Annotated in this window: 17 protein-coding genes and 3 pseudogenes; 10 read left to right on the top strand and 10 right to left on the bottom strand. The window is 68.2% G+C overall.

The genetic code is table 11. The annotated features are described in order from the left end of the window. Positions 1-53: 53 nt before the first annotated feature. Positions 54-809, bottom strand: a complete 756-nt coding sequence (locus ACTWPV_RS45615) for a tyrosine-type recombinase/integrase (protein ID WP_443156595.1) — start codon at positions 807-809, stop codon at positions 54-56. Positions 810-1,143: 334 nt separating this feature from the next. On the opposite strand from ACTWPV_RS45615, the gene ACTWPV_RS45620 reads away from it, so the two are divergent. From ACTWPV_RS45620 to ACTWPV_RS45650, 7 genes and pseudogenes are all read left to right on the top strand, one after another. Then, positions 1,144-2,313: an NAD(P)/FAD-dependent oxidoreductase gene (locus ACTWPV_RS45620; protein WP_443156596.1), complete on the top strand. Its 1,170-nt coding sequence runs from the start codon at positions 1,144-1,146 to the stop codon at positions 2,311-2,313. Then, positions 2,265-3,203, top strand: coding sequence for an RNA polymerase sigma factor SigJ (sigJ, locus tag ACTWPV_RS45625; protein WP_347648526.1), 939 nt, complete (start codon positions 2,265-2,267; stop codon positions 3,201-3,203). The genes ACTWPV_RS45620 and sigJ overlap by 49 nt, the downstream gene beginning before the upstream one ends. 157 nt (positions 3,204-3,360) lie before the next feature. Continuing rightward, positions 3,361-4,836, top strand: coding sequence for an FAD-dependent monooxygenase (locus tag ACTWPV_RS45630; RefSeq protein WP_443156597.1), 1,476 nt, complete (start codon positions 3,361-3,363; stop codon positions 4,834-4,836). Positions 4,837-4,842: 6 nt separating this feature from the next. Continuing rightward, positions 4,843-5,373, top strand: a complete 531-nt coding sequence (locus ACTWPV_RS45635) for a multicopper oxidase domain-containing protein (protein WP_443156598.1) — start codon at positions 4,843-4,845, stop codon at positions 5,371-5,373. Positions 5,374-5,402: 29 nt separating this feature from the next. After that, entirely contained in the window at positions 5,403-5,825 is a 423-nt protein-coding gene (locus tag ACTWPV_RS45640) for a YybH family protein (protein WP_443156599.1), read from the top strand. 139 nt (positions 5,826-5,964) lie between these two features. Then, the gene (locus ACTWPV_RS45645; protein ID WP_379534757.1) at positions 5,965-6,132 is read left to right on the top strand and encodes a hypothetical protein; all 168 of its coding nucleotides are present in this window, start codon (positions 5,965-5,967) and stop codon (positions 6,130-6,132) included. Between the two features lie 705 nt (positions 6,133-6,837). Further along, positions 6,838-7,353: pseudogene (locus ACTWPV_RS45650) on the top strand (DUF4158 domain-containing protein); the annotation flags it as partial. 450 nt (positions 7,354-7,803) lie between these two features. On the opposite strand, the pseudogene ACTWPV_RS45655 reads toward ACTWPV_RS45650, so the two are convergent. The 6 genes and pseudogenes from ACTWPV_RS45655 to ACTWPV_RS45680 all read right to left on the bottom strand — a co-directional run. Continuing rightward, positions 7,804-8,181 (bottom strand): annotated as a pseudogene (locus tag ACTWPV_RS45655) (IS3 family transposase); the annotation flags it as partial. Positions 8,182-8,277: 96 nt separating this feature from the next. Beyond that, the gene (locus tag ACTWPV_RS45660) at positions 8,278-8,643 is read right to left on the bottom strand and encodes a 5-carboxymethyl-2-hydroxymuconate Delta-isomerase (protein WP_443156600.1); all 366 of its coding nucleotides are present in this window, start codon (positions 8,641-8,643) and stop codon (positions 8,278-8,280) included. A 152-nt stretch (positions 8,644-8,795) separates the two neighbouring features. Beyond that, positions 8,796-9,023 (bottom strand): hypothetical protein, encoded by a 228-nt coding sequence (locus tag ACTWPV_RS45665; RefSeq protein ID WP_443156601.1) that lies wholly within the window; start codon positions 9,021-9,023, stop codon positions 8,796-8,798. A 521-nt stretch (positions 9,024-9,544) separates the two neighbouring features. Continuing rightward, on the bottom strand, positions 9,545-9,829 hold the full coding sequence (locus ACTWPV_RS45670; RefSeq protein ID WP_443156602.1) for a hypothetical protein: 285 nt from the start codon (positions 9,827-9,829) through the stop codon (positions 9,545-9,547). Between the two features lie 124 nt (positions 9,830-9,953). Continuing rightward, entirely contained in the window at positions 9,954-11,126 is a 1,173-nt protein-coding gene (locus tag ACTWPV_RS45675; RefSeq protein ID WP_443156603.1) for a plasmid pRiA4b ORF-3 family protein, read from the bottom strand. Between the two features lie 108 nt (positions 11,127-11,234). Beyond that, positions 11,235-11,816 (bottom strand): recombinase family protein, encoded by a 582-nt coding sequence (locus ACTWPV_RS45680; RefSeq protein ID WP_443156604.1) that lies wholly within the window; start codon positions 11,814-11,816, stop codon positions 11,235-11,237. Between the two features lie 260 nt (positions 11,817-12,076). Here ACTWPV_RS45680 and ACTWPV_RS45685 point away from each other — a divergent pair, with 260 nt between their 5' ends. From ACTWPV_RS45685 to mltG, 3 genes are read left to right on the top strand one after another with little or no spacing between them, the layout of a single operon-like run. Then, positions 12,077-12,298, top strand: coding sequence for a sigma factor (locus tag ACTWPV_RS45685; RefSeq protein WP_443156605.1), 222 nt, complete (start codon positions 12,077-12,079; stop codon positions 12,296-12,298). Between the two features lie 39 nt (positions 12,299-12,337). Continuing rightward, on the top strand, positions 12,338-12,589 hold the full coding sequence (locus tag ACTWPV_RS45690) for a sigma-70 family RNA polymerase sigma factor (RefSeq protein ID WP_443156606.1): 252 nt from the start codon (positions 12,338-12,340) through the stop codon (positions 12,587-12,589). Continuing rightward, entirely contained in the window at positions 12,586-13,536 is a 951-nt protein-coding gene (gene mltG / locus ACTWPV_RS45695) for an endolytic transglycosylase MltG (protein ID WP_443156607.1), read from the top strand. The genes ACTWPV_RS45690 and mltG overlap by 4 nt, the downstream gene beginning before the upstream one ends. A gap of 397 nt (positions 13,537-13,933) precedes the next feature. Here the strand turns inward: mltG and ACTWPV_RS45700 are convergent, their stop codons facing one another. The 3 genes and pseudogenes from ACTWPV_RS45700 to ACTWPV_RS45710 form a co-directional block, all read right to left on the bottom strand. Continuing rightward, positions 13,934-14,071 carry a hypothetical protein gene (locus ACTWPV_RS45700; RefSeq protein WP_443156608.1) on the bottom strand — a complete coding sequence of 46 codons (138 nt, stop codon included), beginning with the start codon at positions 14,069-14,071 and terminating at the stop codon, positions 13,934-13,936. A gap of 6 nt (positions 14,072-14,077) precedes the next feature. Beyond that, complete coding sequence (locus tag ACTWPV_RS45705; protein WP_443156609.1) at positions 14,078-15,109, bottom strand: tyrosine-type recombinase/integrase; 1,032 nt, start codon at positions 15,107-15,109, stop codon at positions 14,078-14,080. Positions 15,110-15,194: 85 nt separating this feature from the next. Then, a pseudogene (locus ACTWPV_RS45710) lies at positions 15,195-16,376 on the bottom strand (MFS transporter); the annotation flags it as partial. Between the last annotated feature and the right edge of the window lie 71 nt (positions 16,377-16,447).

A 16,447-nucleotide genomic window follows, 5' to 3' on the forward strand; every position in this document is an offset into this window, starting at 1 on the left:
CACCAGAGGAAAAGTAACTCTCCGTAATCAATTCATGGGGCGTTTGACGCAGTTCAGCCGCTTTTGCGGCGGGCGGCCAGGTCGGCTTCGGTGGTGAGGCGGGCGGAGGTCTCCTCGCCGAGGCGGACGTAGCGGCCGAGGCTGGCCAGGTGCTGGTGGCGGGACTTGGCCTGGAGTTCGGGCGCGCTGCGGCCGGCCTCGGCCAGGTGCTGCAGGGCGCTGTGGCGCAGTCGGTGGAGCGTCCAGCCTTTCTGGTGCGGGTCGAGCTTGGCGCTGGCCTGCTTGAACAGGTATTCGGCGCGCGGGTAGGACAGTCGGCGGCGTCCGGTGGCCGGGCAGATGTCGGCGGCCGCGGGCGCCCGGGAGCCGGAGGCGGGGGCGCGTCGGTCGGCCAGGAAGAGCGGGCCGGCGGTGCGGCCTTTGAGCAGGCGAGGCAGGAGCCGGGCGGTGCCGGTGCCCCAGTGCACGTACTCGATCGCGCCGCCCTTGGAGACCACGCGGGCGCGGCGGAACTCCAGGTCCAGATCCTCGATGTTCAAGGTGAGGATCTCCTCGGCGTGGGCGGCCGTCTCATACAGCATCCGCCACAGCAGGCGCTCGCGCAGGGCGCTCTCGGGGTCGGTGAACAGGGCCTCCAGTCGCGTGCGCGGGATGGCGCGGTCGCCGCGGCGGGCGCTCTTGCGGCGCTGCAGGCGGCGGGCGGGGTTGGCGGCCAGCAGTTCCTGGCGCTGGGCCCAGGCGGTGAAGGAGACCAGCGCGGACAGGTGCCGGTTCCAGGTAGCGGCCGCCGCGGTGTTCCAGTACTCCATCACCGTGGCGTAGTCCTCGGGCCTCAGGCTCGCGGTGGGCCGAGGAAGCGGCCGACCGCGGCCGCGACACTCTGCCCGCCTGCCGGAGCATCGGCGCTCGGCGCGAGGAAGGAGACGACCGTCACTGCAGCTCCTGCACGTCGATGTGACACATAATGTGGCCGAGTCGCGTCCCGGCCGCGAGGGTCAGTGTGACAGATAATACATATTCTGTGTCACAGTCTGGCATGGGCCGAAGGCTCTGCCGCGAGCACGTGGTCCGCGCCTATGTGTGGAGTGACGCACGTCACGTCGCCTCCGGTCACGTCGCTGCGGTCCCCGGTGTCTTGAGGGCGTGACTGTACACAACACTTCACACAAGATCGTGGTCATCGGCGGCGGATACGCGGGAACGGTCGCGGCCAACCACCTCCAGTTGCGCGACGACGTCGACATCACCCTGGTCAACTCCCGCCCGACGTTCGTCGAACGGATCCGGCTGCACCAGTTCGTCGCCGGCGATTACGACCCCTCGGTCGACTACGGCACCCTGCTTGGCGACGGCATCAAGCTGGTGGTCGACAACGCCACCCGTATCGACACCGCCTCCCGCACGGTGGGGCTGGCGTCGGGCGCTGCGCTGGACTACGACTACGTCATCTACGCGGTCGGCAGCACCGGCGCAGTCCCCTCCTCCGTGCCGGGCGCGGCCGAATTCGCCTACTCCATCGCCGAGCTCGAATTTGCCCAGCGGCTGCGCGCCAGGCTGGCGGAGCTGCCGGCCGAGGCCGCGATCACCGTGGTCGGCGGCGGGCTGACCGGCATCGAGACCGCCGCGGAGCTCGCCGAACAAGGGCGCAAGGTTACTCTGGTCGAAGGGAGAACCCTGGCCCCCACCCTCAGCGCTCCTAGCCGCCGATCCGTCGCGACGTGGCTGTCCGAGAACGGTGTCACGGTGCTGGAGGGCAGCGCGGTGGCTGAGGTCCGGCGGGACGCGGTCGTCCTCACCGATGGAGCGGTACGGCAGAGCGCCCTCACCATCTGGACGGCGGGCTTCGGCGTGCCGGGCTTGGCGGCGGCCAGCGGGTTGCGCGTGGACGAGCTGGGTCGGCTGCTCACGGACGAAACGCTGGTCAGCGTCGATGACGACCGTATTGTCGCGGCGGGTGACGCCGGTTCACCGTCGGGGCAGCCGCTGCGGATGAGCTGCCAGGCCGCGATACCGCTCGGAGTGCAGGCCGCCGACGCCGTGCTGAGCCGCATCGCGGGAACCGCGCCGGCGGTGATCGATCAGGGTTTCAAGGGGGTGTGCATCAGCCTGGGCAGGCATGCCGGTATAAAGCAGCTCGTCCGCGCGGACGACACTCCCTTGGACACCTACTTCGACGGGCAGGAGGGCGCGCAGATGAAGGAGGAGCAGTGCCGCCAGACGATGATGGGCATCGGCATGGAAGGCCGCAACCCGGGCACCATCGTGTGGTCCAAGCCGGGACCGCGGCTCGCGCGGGTGGCGGCCGCCCGCTGACCACCGACGAGCATGCCGAGCGGTTCACCGTATTGCGGCCACTGCTGTTCACGATCGTCTACGAGATCCTCGGTTCGGCGACAGAATCCGACGACGTGCTGCAGGACAGCTATCTGCGGTGGGCCAAGGTGGATCTCGCGGCGGTGCGCGACACCAAGTCGTATCTGGCGCGGCTGGTGACCCGTCAGGCGCTCAACGCCCTGCGGGCGAGTAAGCGCCGCCGCGAGGAGTACGTCGGCTCCTGGCTGCCCGAGCCGCTGCTGCTCAGCGAGGACGACGCGTCGGCCGATGTGGTGCTCGCCGAGTCGGTGTCGATGGCGATGCTGGTGCTGCTCGAAACGCTCACCCCCGACGAGCGCGCGGTGTTCGTGCTGCGCGAGGTGTTCGAGTTCGACTACGACGCTATCGCCGCAGTGGTGGACAGATCCGTGGTGACGGTGCGCCAGATGGCGCACCGCGCCCGCGGGCACGTACAGGCGCGGCGCAGGCGTTTCGACCCCGTCGACGCCGGGACGTGCACGCGGATCACCGAGCAGTTCATGTCCGCGGCGGCGACCGGTGACATGGGAGAGCTACTCTCGCTGCTCGCGCCGGACGCCACGTATACCGCCGACAGCGGCGGCAAGGTCACCGCGACGCGCCAGCCCGTGGTGGGCGCGGAGAAAGTGGCCGCGCTCGTCATGGAACTGGTCCGCCCGGGGCGGTTGCCTGAATTGCGTATCGAGATCGTCAACTGCAACAACGCGCCCGCGATGGCCGCCTACAGCGGCGACCACCTGGAGGGTGTCGTCCTGGCCGATGTCGTCGACGGGAAGATCACCCACCTCTACTCCATCCGCAACCCGGACAAACTCCTCGCACTGACGGTTCCGCGTCAGATCAGCCGGTAGGAGTCGGCAGCCGCAGCGCAGTAAGTCGCGATCGCGCATGTCTGGCGCGAGCGAAGGTGCCGCCGCAGAAGCGGGGCGGCAGGCGATCGACGAACGCCTCTCCGTCTCCTCTGCGCGTGTTGACCCATTCGACTGAAAGATGACCAAGGAGTTGACCATGACCGATACCCAGGTAGTGATCGCCGGAGCAGGGCCGACCGGGCTGATGCTCGCGTGCGAGCTGGGGCTCGCCGGGATCGATGTGCTCGTCCTCGAGCGGGCCGCGGAGCCTCGAACGGTGGAATCGCGGGCCGGAGCCCTGCACATCCGCACGATGGAGGTGCTCGACCAGCGGGGTCTGCTCGACGGGTTCCTCGAGCGCGGACGGCCGCGACAGGAGGTGCATTTCTCCGGACTCGGTCTCGACCTATCCGATATGGCGACGCGATATCCGTACGCTCTGCTCATCTTGCAGGCCGAGGTGGAACGGCTGCTGGAGGAGCGCGCGGCGCAGCTGGGGGTACGGCTGAGCCGCGACGCCGAGGTGACGGGGTTCACCCAGGACGAGACGGGCGCCACGGTGGAGCTCGCGGACGGGTCGCGCGTCCGGGCGGACTACCTTGTCGGCTGCGACGGGGGCCGCAGCACCGTGCGCGCGCTCGCCGGCATCGCCTTCCCCGGCACGCCGGCCACGATGACCGCGATGCTCGGCGACGTCGAGCTCGCCGAGCCGCCCGCCGCCGACATCTTCCAGGAGGGACGCGAGCACGGCAGATTCTCGGTGCTGTCCTACGGTCCGGACTGGTACCGGGTGCTGACCAACGAGTTCGATCACGTGGCTGGCCGGGACGAACCGGTGACCCTGGAGACCCTCCGCAAGACCCTGCTCAAGATCGCCGGGACGGATTACGGGATGCACTCGCCGCGCTGGCTCTCCCGGCACGGCGACGCGGCACGCCAGGCCGACCGCTACCGCGAAGGCCGCGTCCTCCTGGCCGGCGACGCCGCGCACATCCACTTCCCGGCAGGCGGGCAGGGCCTGAACACCGGCGTGCAGGACGCGGTCAACCTCGGCTGGAAGCTCGCCGCCGTCGTCCGCGGCCAGGCCCCGGCCCTGCTGCTCGACACCTACCAGGCAGAACGCCACCCGGTCGCCGCCCGCGTCCTGCAGAACACCCGCGCCCAGACCGCCCTCTGGCGGGTGGACGATCACACCTCCGCTCTGCGCGAGGTGCTGGGTGATCTCATCGGCATCGACGAGGTACGGCTGCGCCTGGCCGGGATGATCACGGCGACCGACATCAGGTATCCGATGGCGGGGACGGACGACCTCCTCGGCATGCGGATGCCGGATCTCGACCTCGAACACGGTCGCGTCTACGAACTGCTGCACCGCGCTCGCGCGGTTCTGCTGGATCTCGGCGGTCTCCCGCCGCTCGACGCCGTCGTGATCGGCTGGGCGGACCGAGTCGATCTCGTCCGCGCCCATCCTGCGAAGGGCTCCGACCTCGGCGCGGACGCCGTACTCATCCGTCCCGACGGACACGTCGCCTGGGTCACCCGCGCCGGCGAGCAGCCAGACCTTGACGCTCTCCGGACCGCCCTCACGACGTGGCTCGGCCCAGCTGGTCTTCACGGTGCGCACGATGGGTAGCCGCAGATGATCCCGGTCGGCGGCCGCGTCCGCATCATCAACCGGCTGGGCACAAGCCGCACTCGCGACGTAATGGCCTTCCGCGTCGCGCGCAAGGCCACCGACGACAGCCGTACCCCCAGAAAGCTCTCGTCCGATCTGCCGAGCTGGCGCCGCTCGGACGCCGTCCGGACGCGCGACCTCTCCTTCCGCGCCGGCCGGACGAACGGACGTCACGGCTGGCTCATCGGCGGGAAGGCGTTCGACCCCGCCCGCACCGACGTCACCACCCGCCTCGGCGACATCGAGGTCTGGCGGCTGATCGCCGACATCCACCACCCCGTCCACCTGCACCTGGTCGGCTTCCGGGTGTTCTCACGCGGCGGCAAGGCCCCGCTGCCCCACGATGCGGGTCTCAAGGACACCATCTCGCTACGGCCAGGCGAAGCAGCCGAGATCATCACTCGCTTCGACGGCTACCGCGGCCGCGACCTCTTTCACTGCCACAACGCCGAACACGAGGACATGGGAATGATGGCCAACCTTGAGGTCATCTGACCCACAACGAATGAAGGGAACCAGGACAAGTGAGCGAAACCGAACTCAGAAATCACATCGACAAGCTGGCCGAAGGCCTCCGAAACAAAGACATCGCAGGCTTGAAGCAGCTCTACGCCACGGACATCGTCTCCTTCGACATCGAGCCGCCACTCCAGCATGTAGGGATAGACGCAAAGCTGAAGAACTGGGCGAACGTGTTCGCGGTCTTCGAGGAAGTGACCTATGAGGTTCGCGACCTGAAGCTCACCGTGGGCGAGGGTGTGGCGTTCGGGCACTGCTTCGCCCGACTCACCGGCACCTTGAAAGGCGGGACCTCGACGGACGGAATGTGGGTCCGAGTCACATACTGCTTCCGAGAAATCGCCGGCACCTGGCTGATCACGCACGACCAGGTCTCCGTTCCGTTCGACATCACGAGCGGCCAGGGAGTGACCGACCTCGAACCCTGACAGAGATGATGTCGGTGAGCACCTCCCACCGGGTCTGACTCAGCCCAACTTCGGGTCTTCAACGGGATCTGTCGGCCCTGGCTGGGAGGTTGCTCGTATGCACTCACCGTGCGTGGCGTTGTGACGTCAGGAGGTTGGGATGCCAAGGAGTAACAAGGTCGGGCACGAGGACGACATCCCAATCCTGCGGGCCGAGCTCTATGACGACGTCACCGCGATGGACGGCAGGTTCATCCGCGACGTCGCGATCGGCGGCCCTGCTCGGCACCATCACCGCGGCGGAGTTCGGCCAGTTCGGCACCACTGACCGGCTGGATGCGGGCCGTCTGGCCGGAGCACAGGTGGAGAACGACCGTGTCGCCGTCCATGACGGCGCTGGTGTAATCGAGGGCTCGGCGGCGGGTTGGAGGCCGCCGGATTGATCAATCGTCGCGAGAGCCGCCGCTGGTCGCCGCGACACTGATCCGGCTCAACGACCCCGGTCAGAGCCTCGGCCGCGAGGCCTTCTTCGAGCAGAACAGACAGCTAATGGCCTCACGTATCCCCTCGGGGACCTACTCGTCGATGTCGTCGGGCTCGGCTCGGGCTGGATCGCGCAGGGGCCGCAGCCCGTCGGCGGGCTGGGAGGCGGTGAAGCTGTACCGGCGACCGGCGTTGAGATCCTCACCGGGACTGGACAGGCAGCCGATGACGTGACCACGGCCTGCTTGACCTGCACAACCCCTCCGGCCACCTCGAAGCCGCCCGCCGCGCCGTCTTGCCCATCGAGACGTTCGCCACCTTCTTCGGCGGCCACGGCATCGCCGTCGCCCTGCCGTAGCTCACGCAGGTCCTCGCCCTGCGCCTGCCCCTCCTGCTCCAGGTGCCGGCTCATGTCGGGGTTCCCGTAGCAAACGGCGAAAATCCAACGGATACAGCGCTGACCTGCGGTTGTGGAGGTTTCGGGGACGGTTGTTGATCTCTCGGCTACGGTTCGTCATGATTCGTGTGTTCTGTGACGTCCGGGGTGGTGATGTCGACGCGGTTCCTGTCGGACGAGCAGTTGGAGCGCCTGCGGTCGTTCCCGGACATCGGGCGTGAGGAGCTGAACAAGTACTTCACGTTGACGTCGCGTGAGCACGGCTTCTTGAACGCGCCTGGCCGCGGTCCCGACGCCCGGCTGGGGTTGGCCGTTCAGCTGTGCACGTTGCCGTGGCTCGGCTTCGTCCCTGATGAACTGCTGCAGGTTCCGCAGGCGGCGGTGCAGCGGTTGGCGACCCAGATGGCGGTGTTTCCCGGGGTGCTCGAGCAGTACGACCGGTCGACGCGGAAGCGGCCGCAGACGCGCAGCGATCATTTGAAGCTGGTTATGAAGTATCTGACGTGGAAGAACGCCACGCCGGGCAGCATCCAGTGGAAGGAGCTGGAGCAGTTCCTCCTGGACCGGGCGATGGAGCACGACACCCCATCGCTGTTGTTCCAGCAGGCGGTGGAGCATCTGCAGGCTGCGCAAGTAGTGCGGCCGGGCGCGGTCACGCTCATGGAACTGGTGACCGCTGCGCGGACTGCGGCGGGGAAGCTGACCAGCCAGAAGGTCGCGCATCTGCTGACGCGGCTGATGCGGGCGGATCTGGATCGGCTGCTGGTGGAGGACGCGGAGATCGGGATGTCCCGGCTTCGGTGGTTGACCACGCCGGCGGTCGAGGCGAGCGTTCCGGCGATCGGAGTGTCGGTCGACAAGCTGCTGTACCTGCGGGCGATGGACGCCCACCAGCTTGATTTGTCGATGCTGCCGAGGGAGCGGCGCCGGTTCCTGGCCACGGTGGCACGCCGCTCGACGGTTCAGGGCCTGGAGCGGCGAGGAGAACGCCGCCACCCGATCCTGCTCGCTCTGGTCGCCCCCGCGGAAGTCGCCCTGCTCGGTCGTGGTCGGCGTGAAGGCTCGTGCCTGCACCGGGACCAGGCCGAGCTCACGCATGAGCAGCCGGACCAGCTCGGCCGAGCATTCCTCGCCGCACCGGGCCAGCGCGCGGCGCACCCGCCGGTAACCGTAGGTCTCACGCGAGGCCTCGAAGACGGCAGTGATGAGCTGCTTGAGGTGCTCACGCCGGCGAGCGGTCGCCGAGGCGGGCCGGCCGCGCCATTCGTAGTAGCCCGACCGGGACACCCCCAGCCATGCGCACATCGCCGCGACGGTGTGGTCGGCCTTCTCCGCGTCGATGAGCTCGAAGCGAGCTCTCACCGAGTCTCGCCCGCGAAGAAGGCGGCCGCTTTTTTCAAGAACTGCACCTTCTCGCGCAGCTCCTTGTTCTCCCGCTCCAGCTCCCGCAGCCGCGCCCGCTCCGGCCCGACAACGAGCGAGCCTCCTCACCCTCATGCTGGTGCTTGTACCCAGCCTGCTCACCCAGATGATCGCCGACCTCGAAGCCCGGCTCACCGAACCAGCCCCAGGCTGACCAGGACCGCCCTCGCGTCAAGGCAGCCATCTTTTGTGGTAACTGGCGATGTCCCGAACCTCTACGGTGACCTGGATGTTCAGCCCCGTTCCCGGCTTTATGTGCTCGCACAGCATCGCCAGGGTCAGATCGCCCAGATGGGTCTTGAGTTCCGCGTCACGGCCAGGCAGGATCGCCAGGTCCACATGGATCATCGCCTCGGTGACCTCGCCGTTGCCGATGACCGCCTCGGTGATCGAACGGAAGCGGGTTTTGAAATCTGGAAGAGCGCTACCGATCAGCTCGGCCGCGGTGGGATGCAACGCCAGTGCGAACCCGTGGCGGTCGAACGCGTCGGTGAGCGCAGCGGAGTACTCGACGGTGATCTGTGGCATGCCGCTCATTATCTGGCTGGCATCGCTGACTCGGTCGGCCGCCCCGCCCCGATCACGTTCCGCTACCTGACGGCCCAGGACACGTTCGGGAGCGGAGGGCCGGCCAGGCTGGCGAGGAGCTCCGTCTGATCAGCCCCACTTGCCTAACATGCCCGACAAGATTATCTCGCTCTGACCTGCGAGAAAGGGCCAAGAACCCAAGATAACCATCGACGCAGCTGGACGATCGTTGCCGAGGTGTGCTCGAAGTCGGCCAGGTGTTGCAGCATGTCGGCGGGGGTGGCGTCGAGGAAGGCGTCCGGCGGCGCGTTCGGGGTGACCGCGGCGGTGACGGCGGGCAGGCAGAGCTGCGGCAACGTCAGCTTCAGGCGGAGTTCGGCGAAGCGCACGCGGCCGTCGTCTGCCAGGCCAGGCGGTGTCCATGCGCTCTGGCCTACCGTCCGATCCGCCGGCCCGGCGCGCCTCTTGGGGTGTCGGCAAGCCCGTCGCAGGTCAAGAAGTACACCGGGAGAACTGGGAGGGGCGGCAGTTGGCCAAGCGGTTCTTGGCGTTCCTGCACGGGCGGGCGTGGACGCATGCGGAGGGGCCGACGGCGTTGTTCGACCAGTCGGTGGCGTGGTTGCGGCGGCATCGGGTGCTGTTGCCGGGGGTGACGGTGAGCAATCCGCCTCGACGGACCGTGCAACGCCCTACGCAAAACAGTTTTGGTTGAGGGGTCCGCCGGTTGCAACGGCGGACCCCTCGGAGTCTTCGATATCTCCTGCCTGCCCAGACAGCTCGACATCAAAGGTGTCCCGCAAGCTTGCAAGGACTGTGTGACAGACCAACGCAGTTCCAACCGGTTGTGTTTCTGTCCTTGATGACTCATTCTGCCCGTGCGATTGCCACAGGAGACAAGGGCCCGAGCACCTTAGAACGCGGCCGAAAGCCTCCGAACGTCCCTGAACACGGCCGAACAGGGCGGGTAAGGGCGGAAAGCTCCACGGCGGCCCTCGGACCCGGGCGGCAGCTCGATCGCGCGGACCGCCGCGAGCTTGCGGATCTCGGTCACCATCGACTCCAAACTCACGTTGCCCACCGCGGGCTTAATGAACGCCAGCACGTCGAAGTCGTCGTCCTCGGCAGCCGTCTCGCTCGTGGGCTCCTGGCCATCGTCGGCCGTCTCGGCCGCTCGCTCCCCGTCGTGGATGTACACGGTTTCGCGCGGGCCTGCACGCGTAGGGAAGGGAAGTCGTACACGCGGTGCACGTGCACGAGGGGCAGCGGTCAGGCTTCGCCGGCAAGCGCTGTTACGGGGTCGTCGTGCTTTTGCTGGGCGGTCACCATGTCCACTGCTTGCCGAGCTCGGTGAGTTGGTCGTTGACCTCCTGGCGGTCCCAGGCTGCGCCGTCCCAGTGGCTGGTGCCCAGCACGTCGCGCGCGTGGCGGTACTTCCAGCCCTTCTTGTGCCGCAGCGCGCGCAGCAGGTCGGCGAACCCCTCGGGGCCGCCGCTGTCTTCGGGCGGGCAGGCGCGGCCGCCGGCGCTGCAGCGCGGGTAGAGCGCCTTGGGCGCGGCCCGGTGGATCTTCTCCACCACCAGGTCGTGGTCCCAGCAGTCGCCGAAGTCGTAGCGGTAGGCCAGCCACTCGCCGGGCTCGGGCAGCAGGCCGGCCAGGGTCACGTCGTACTCGCTGTTGTGGTTGTCGCCGTACTCGGCCCAGTCCTTGGCGAACATGTGCAGGTGGAAGTTCTGCCAGCCCATCGCGATCTGGATCACGTTGTGCAGGTCCCACAGGCGGGCGGCCGACGGCACCTGGATGCGCCGCCAGACCGGCGGCTGGACGTCCCGCAAGACCACCTTGAGCTGGTGGACGGTACCGGCCGCGACGGTGGACTCAACTGCCGGCGGGGCAGCGGGCTCGCCCGCGTCCCCGGGTCCGGACCTGTCGCTGACCAGCAGGGTGAGACGGGGCCGATCGGCGTCGTACTCGGTGTCGATGTCTGGCTCGGTTTCCTTGAGGACTGCTGTGATCTCCGTCGCGGACAGGGCCTCGATGCCAGCGGCGTCGACGTCGGGCGCCTCGCCTTCGCCTCGGCCGGCGTGGTGCGACATGGCGTCCGGGTCCTGGTCGCGAGCGGCGTCGACCAGCTCCGACTCGACGTCCGGCTCGGAGTCGTCGGTCAGGTCATGGTCGTAGGGCTCGTCGCGGGCTATCCGCTCGGCGCGCATCTGTTCGCGTTCGGGGTCGGTGATGCCGGTCAGGTACTCCCACCTGCTGACCCGCTGGACCTTGCCCCGGGCCAGATCGTGCTGCAGCACGATCCGCGATGAGCGGCCCATCTCCTCTTCCTTGACCACCCACGGGTCGGTCGCCTCCCACGGAACGTCCTTCCAGGAGGCGTTCTCAGCGATCTCGACGGCCGCGCGATGCGCGGGGGCGCCGTGTTGGCGTGGCCCGTCGGCCAGGGGTTCCCAGCAGGGGGGCAGCCCACATAAGCCCAAAACCCACATTGAGATGATCTTGAGTGGATCTCTATTGGTGGACAGCTACCGGCGCTGAGAACGATCTTGCTAGGGACCAACTGGCAGAACGGGATGCAGGGTGGGAGAAACTACTGGTCAGCGTCGCGCGAGTGCTTCGTAGGCGGTGGAGCGGCCGATTTTGAGAGTGCGGGCCGCTTCTGTGACCGAGACGCCGTCGTCGACCAGGCGGCGTAGCGTGGCCAGCTCGGCGGGGCCGATGACGCGCGGCCGACCGGTCTTCTTCCTGCCGGGCAGCATGGCACCGGTGGCCTCGCGGCGCTTGGCAGCGGCGATCCCCTCGGTCTGACGCTCGGCTCGCAGCTCCAGCTCGTACTCGGCGGCTGCGGCCAGGACCGCGAACATGAACCGACCTTCCTTGGTGCCCAGATCGAAGTTCTCCGTCAGCGACACCACCGTGATGCCGCGGTCGCGCAGCTCGTTGACCGTGGTCAGCACGTGCCCCGCCGAACGGCCCCACCGGTCGGACTTCCAGAACTTCAGCGTGTCCCCCGCCTGCGGCAGCGCCAGAAGCGCCTCCCACTCCGGTCGCGCGACACCACGCTTGCCCGACTCCCTTTCCATGACCAGTTCGTCGTAGCCGCTGGCCGCCAGGGCGTCGAGCTGGAGCTGCGGGTTCTGATCACGCGTCGAGACTCGTGCGTACGCCCAGATGTTCATCCGCCATCATCCCGGCGGTGTCCAGAAACGTGTACCTTTCCGGACACCCTAGCGAGCTGGGGCAACTCCGTCCAGAAACCTCCATCCAGAAAGTCGATGCGAAGGCATGGTGGCGAGACGCAGCGTCATAGCACCGACTCGGGTCGGCGCTATGAGTCCAAAGGAGCGCTGAATAGAGCCGAGCGAGAAACCCCGATCGTGCCGGCATAGATCGACGTGCTGCCCGCGTCCTTGCCTGTGAACATCGCGAGGAGGATTGGGTGGATCCTGGATTTGAAGCGGCCTTCCGGCACTTCGTCGTCGACCGATCGGGGGCGTTGTTCCGTACCGCGTACCTGCTGACCGGTGACCGGCACGCCGCCGAGGACCTGGTGCAGTCGGCCCTGGTCAAGACGGCCGCGAAGTGGCGCAGTTTGCGCGATCCGGTCGCCATCGAGGGATACGTCCGCCGTGTCATGTACCACGAGCAGGTGAGCTGGTGACGGCGGCGGTCACGCGTCGCGGAGGTGTCCACCGGATGGATGCCCGACCAGATCGGTGACGGGCATGCCGACGTTGTGGACCTTCGCATGGTGATGCGCGCGGCCCTCGCCCGGCTCACACCCCGGCAGCGGACCATGCTCGTGCTGCGCTACTTCGAGGACCTCTCCGAGACCGAGATCGCGCGATTGCTCGGCGTCAGGGTGGGGTCGGTACGCAGCCAGATCTACCGCTCGCTGGAACGTCTGAAGAAAACGGCACCTGAACTGACCACCGTGAGGGAGTTCGGATGAACATCGAGAACCTGCTGCGTGAGACCCTCGCCGACATGGCCGACGAAGAGCGGCCACCCGCGCCGGGTCGGTACCTCCAGGTCCGCGAGCGCCGACCCCGTCGCCGCGGTCTCGCCCTGGTGGCGGCGTCGGCCATCGCCGCGCTGGCCGTCGGATCCACAGTCGTGGTGCAGGGGATGTCGTCGCGGGCCCCCAGTGATGTCGCCGGGCAACAGAACGCCGTCCCGCACCTGGCCCCCGAGCGCCGACCGGCCGTCACCGTGACCGTGGTGAAAGGGATGCGGCTCTCGCAGCTCTTCAAGGTGCTGTCGTCGCGCACCGGCAGGCCGGTGGCGGAGTTCGAGAAGGCCGCCAAGGACGGCACGGCGCTCGGCCTGCCGCCCTACGCCAAGGGGATACTCGAAGGGTTCGCCTTCCCCGGCACCTATGAGCTTTCCCCCACCATGAGCGCGGGCGAGATCCTTAGGGCAATGGTGGCCCGGTTCGGGCAGGCCGCCGAGGACACCAACCTGGTCGATGGCGCCAGGCGTGCCGGCAGAACGCCGCTGGAGATCCTGACCATCGCCAGCATCGTCCAGGCCGAAGCGGGCAGGGACGAGGACATGCCCAAGATCGCCCGGGTCATATACAACCGGCTGAACCGGAAGGTGCGGTTGCAGCTGGACAGCACGGTCTTGTACGGCCTGGACAAGTACGGCGCCAGCGCAGCGCTCAAGGACCTCAAGAGCCGGTCGCCGTACAACACCTACAGGCGTTTCGGCCTGCCGCCCGGCCCCATCGGCAACCCGGGGGGCGACGCCATCAGGGCCGCGCTGAAGCCGGCCTCCGGCCCTTGGCTCTTCTACGTGACGATCGACCCGAAGAAGGGCATCACGAAGTTCGCCGCCTCCCACTCGGACTTCACCAAACTGGTCGAAGAACGCGACAAGAAACACGGAACCCGGTGACGTAGCCGAACAGCCATCGCGATGATCCTGCAAGTACCGACCGCCGGGATCACTCCAGGTTTAGACGCCGTCCTCATCCACGACGACGGAAGAAGCGTCCTGGGACAGCGCCGCCGCTCCGAGCGGCCGCAGGCCCGGTCACAGGCCACCACCGTGCAGCGATAGGCCACCGTGGACCGGTTGTCGACATCGACGGTGAACAACCGCGTCGCCGCGTCCCACTCCCCGGACCGCCAGGCCGACGGCGTGTTCACCGTCAGCCACTCGGCCCAGGCCGCGGCCTCCGCCGCCGTCAGCGCCCTCGGGGCCGCCACGCCCTCGTCGGCCGGGCGGTGCAGAGCGATCATCTTGCCGGCCGCGCCCCCGACCACGCCGTCGATCACGCTGTCCGGTCCGTTCACGGGCGCGCCTGCCGTCTCGCGGCGGCCACCATCTCCACGGCCTGGCGCTTGTCGGAGTCGGTGACGTGGGAATACACATCCTGCGACGACGCCGAGACGTGCCCGGCGATCTCCTGGACCACTCGGCGGTCCACCCCGGCTCACCGCATCTTCGTGATGGCGCTGTGTCGGAACATATGCGGTCTGGCCCGGAACCCGGCCCGGGCGGCCAGGCGGCAGAACAGCTCGTAGGTGTTGGCGTACTTCATCGGCTCGCCCAGCGGAGGGCGGAACAGGTTGACGAACACCAGGTCGGAGCCCATGTCGGCCCCGGTGGCCTCTCCGACCTCGTCCCGCTCGTACTGGTAGCGCGAATACGCCTCGATCGTGTCGCGCTCCACCGGGATCGCCCGCGGTTGCCGCGCCTTGGCGAATGCGCCGTTGGCGTTCAGCCGACGATGGACGTGGACGTGCGGCCCTTCGTGCCGGCAGCCCAGCACCCGGGAGTCCGGCAGCAGGTGCATGTCCTTGCGGCGCAGGCCCAGCCCTTCACCGATTCTCATGCCCGTTTCTGCCAGGAACTGGAGCAGGAAGGCGTCGCGGGCGTGCCGGGCCAGGCCGAGCAGCACGGTGATGTCCTCATCCGCCAGCCACTCATAGCCCGGGACCGCGACCCGGAACTTGATCATGCGGGCCATCACCGTCCGGTTCTGGCCGTCCTCACCCGCGTCGAACCCGACCGGCAGATAGCGCAGATACTTCGGCTGGGTCAGGGCGTTGACCACTGTCGGCGGCACCCATCCCTGCAGGCAGCACCACGACAGGAACTCCCCGACCGTCCCCATGATCTTGTTCGCGGTGTCCTCGCTGCGATACCGCGCAGTCGCTCCCGATCGGCGCGAGCGCGGCCGCATCGGCTCGTCCACCAGCCACCGCATCATCGACATCAGCTGCGGCAGGCTCGGGCTCGACCAGTCCACGCCATGGCCCAGGCAGTACGACAAGTACAAGGCGATCCGGCCCGCGTACGTCTTTTCGGTGTTGAACGCCCGGCCCGCCCCGCGCAGCCCTGCCAGGTACGCGCACGCCTCGACATGCAACTCGAGGTCCTCGTCCACCACCACCCACCACACCGACTCATCGGCGGCCACCGCCCGCTCAGGGCGGTAGTAGCGAGGCAACGCACCTGACATGCCTGACATGCCTGAGAACCCCCTGGATATTTGTGAGGCAAGTACGCGCCAGCCTTACTTGACGAACATGCCTGACTACCAAGGGTCACCCAAGATAACGTCGGTGGTTGGCGCGGGGCGGCGCAGCGGAGTCACCGGTTCGGCTGGGAGAGGTGTGCTGCGATCGGGCCTGGGAGCGCGGCCGGCCGAGGACCCGGTCGCATTCGCCCAGTGCCAGTCCGGCGATGATGAGGGCCGCGGCGGGTAGGCCGAGCCGGTCGAGGCCGACCCCGGCGTGCAGGAGCACGCCGCCCAAGAGCGGGGCGATGGAGACGCCGAGGTAGTTGGCGGAGGAGGTCAGCGAGATCGACATCTGGGCGGAGCGGGCATTCACCTCCACCAGCCGGTGCTGGATCGGGACAAGCAGCGCCCACCCGCAGGCTCCCCAGAGCGCGATCGCGACGAGCGCGGGGCCGAGGTGTTCACGCGTCCACGGGGTGGTCATGAAGACGGCCGTGGCGATCAGCCCGGCGGTGTTGATGACCACGCGGTTGCCGAACCGGTCGGTCAGCCGGCCGGAGATCAGGTTCCCGGCGGTGGCCGCGACGCCCCAGACGAACAGCAGCCAGGCCAGCACGGTGCTGTTGCCGCCGGTGGCAGGGGCGAATACCTCGCTGACGTACGTGTAGAGGATAAACAATCCGGTGTAGGCCAGCAGGACCAGGGCGAGCACGCATCCCACACGAGGGTTCGACAGTGGTGCCAGCCGCTGCCGGAGGCCGGTCGCCGCGGGGGTCGGTATCGCGGTCGGTAGCGTCAGGACGGCCAGTATGGCCAGGATGCCCACTACGGCGATGAAGGTCATCGTGCCACGCCAGCCGGTGACCCCGCCGAGCGCGGTTCCGCTCGGCGCTCCCAGCGCGGTGGCGGCGCTCAGCCCGCCGAACAAGATTGACAGGGCGGTGGCGCGCCTGTTCTCCGGGGCCAGGCCCACCACTGTGGCGGCAGCCGTGGGCGTGTACATGGCTCCGCCGAGGCCGGCGAGCACGCGGAACACCAGCGCGACCTCATAGGTGGGGGCCATCGCCGTGCCGACGTTACCGAGGACGAACACCGCCAGTCCGGCCAGCAACAGCCGCTTGCGCGGCACGCGTGCGATGATGACGGCCATCACCGGCGACAGCACCGCGTAGGCAAGGGCGTACGCGGTGATGAGCCCGGCCGCCGTGGACAGGTCGACGCGTAAGTCCTGGGCGATCTTGGGCAGGATCCCGGCCGCCACGAAACTGTCGGTTGCCGATGGCGAACGTGCCTACGGCCAGGACCGCGCTCCGCGAGCCAATCTTGTTGTCACCGTGT

Origin of the sequence: Nonomuraea sp. KM88 (assembly GCF_052245635.1) — a bacterium.
Taxonomy (GTDB): domain Bacteria; phylum Actinomycetota; class Actinomycetes; order Streptosporangiales; family Streptosporangiaceae; genus Nonomuraea.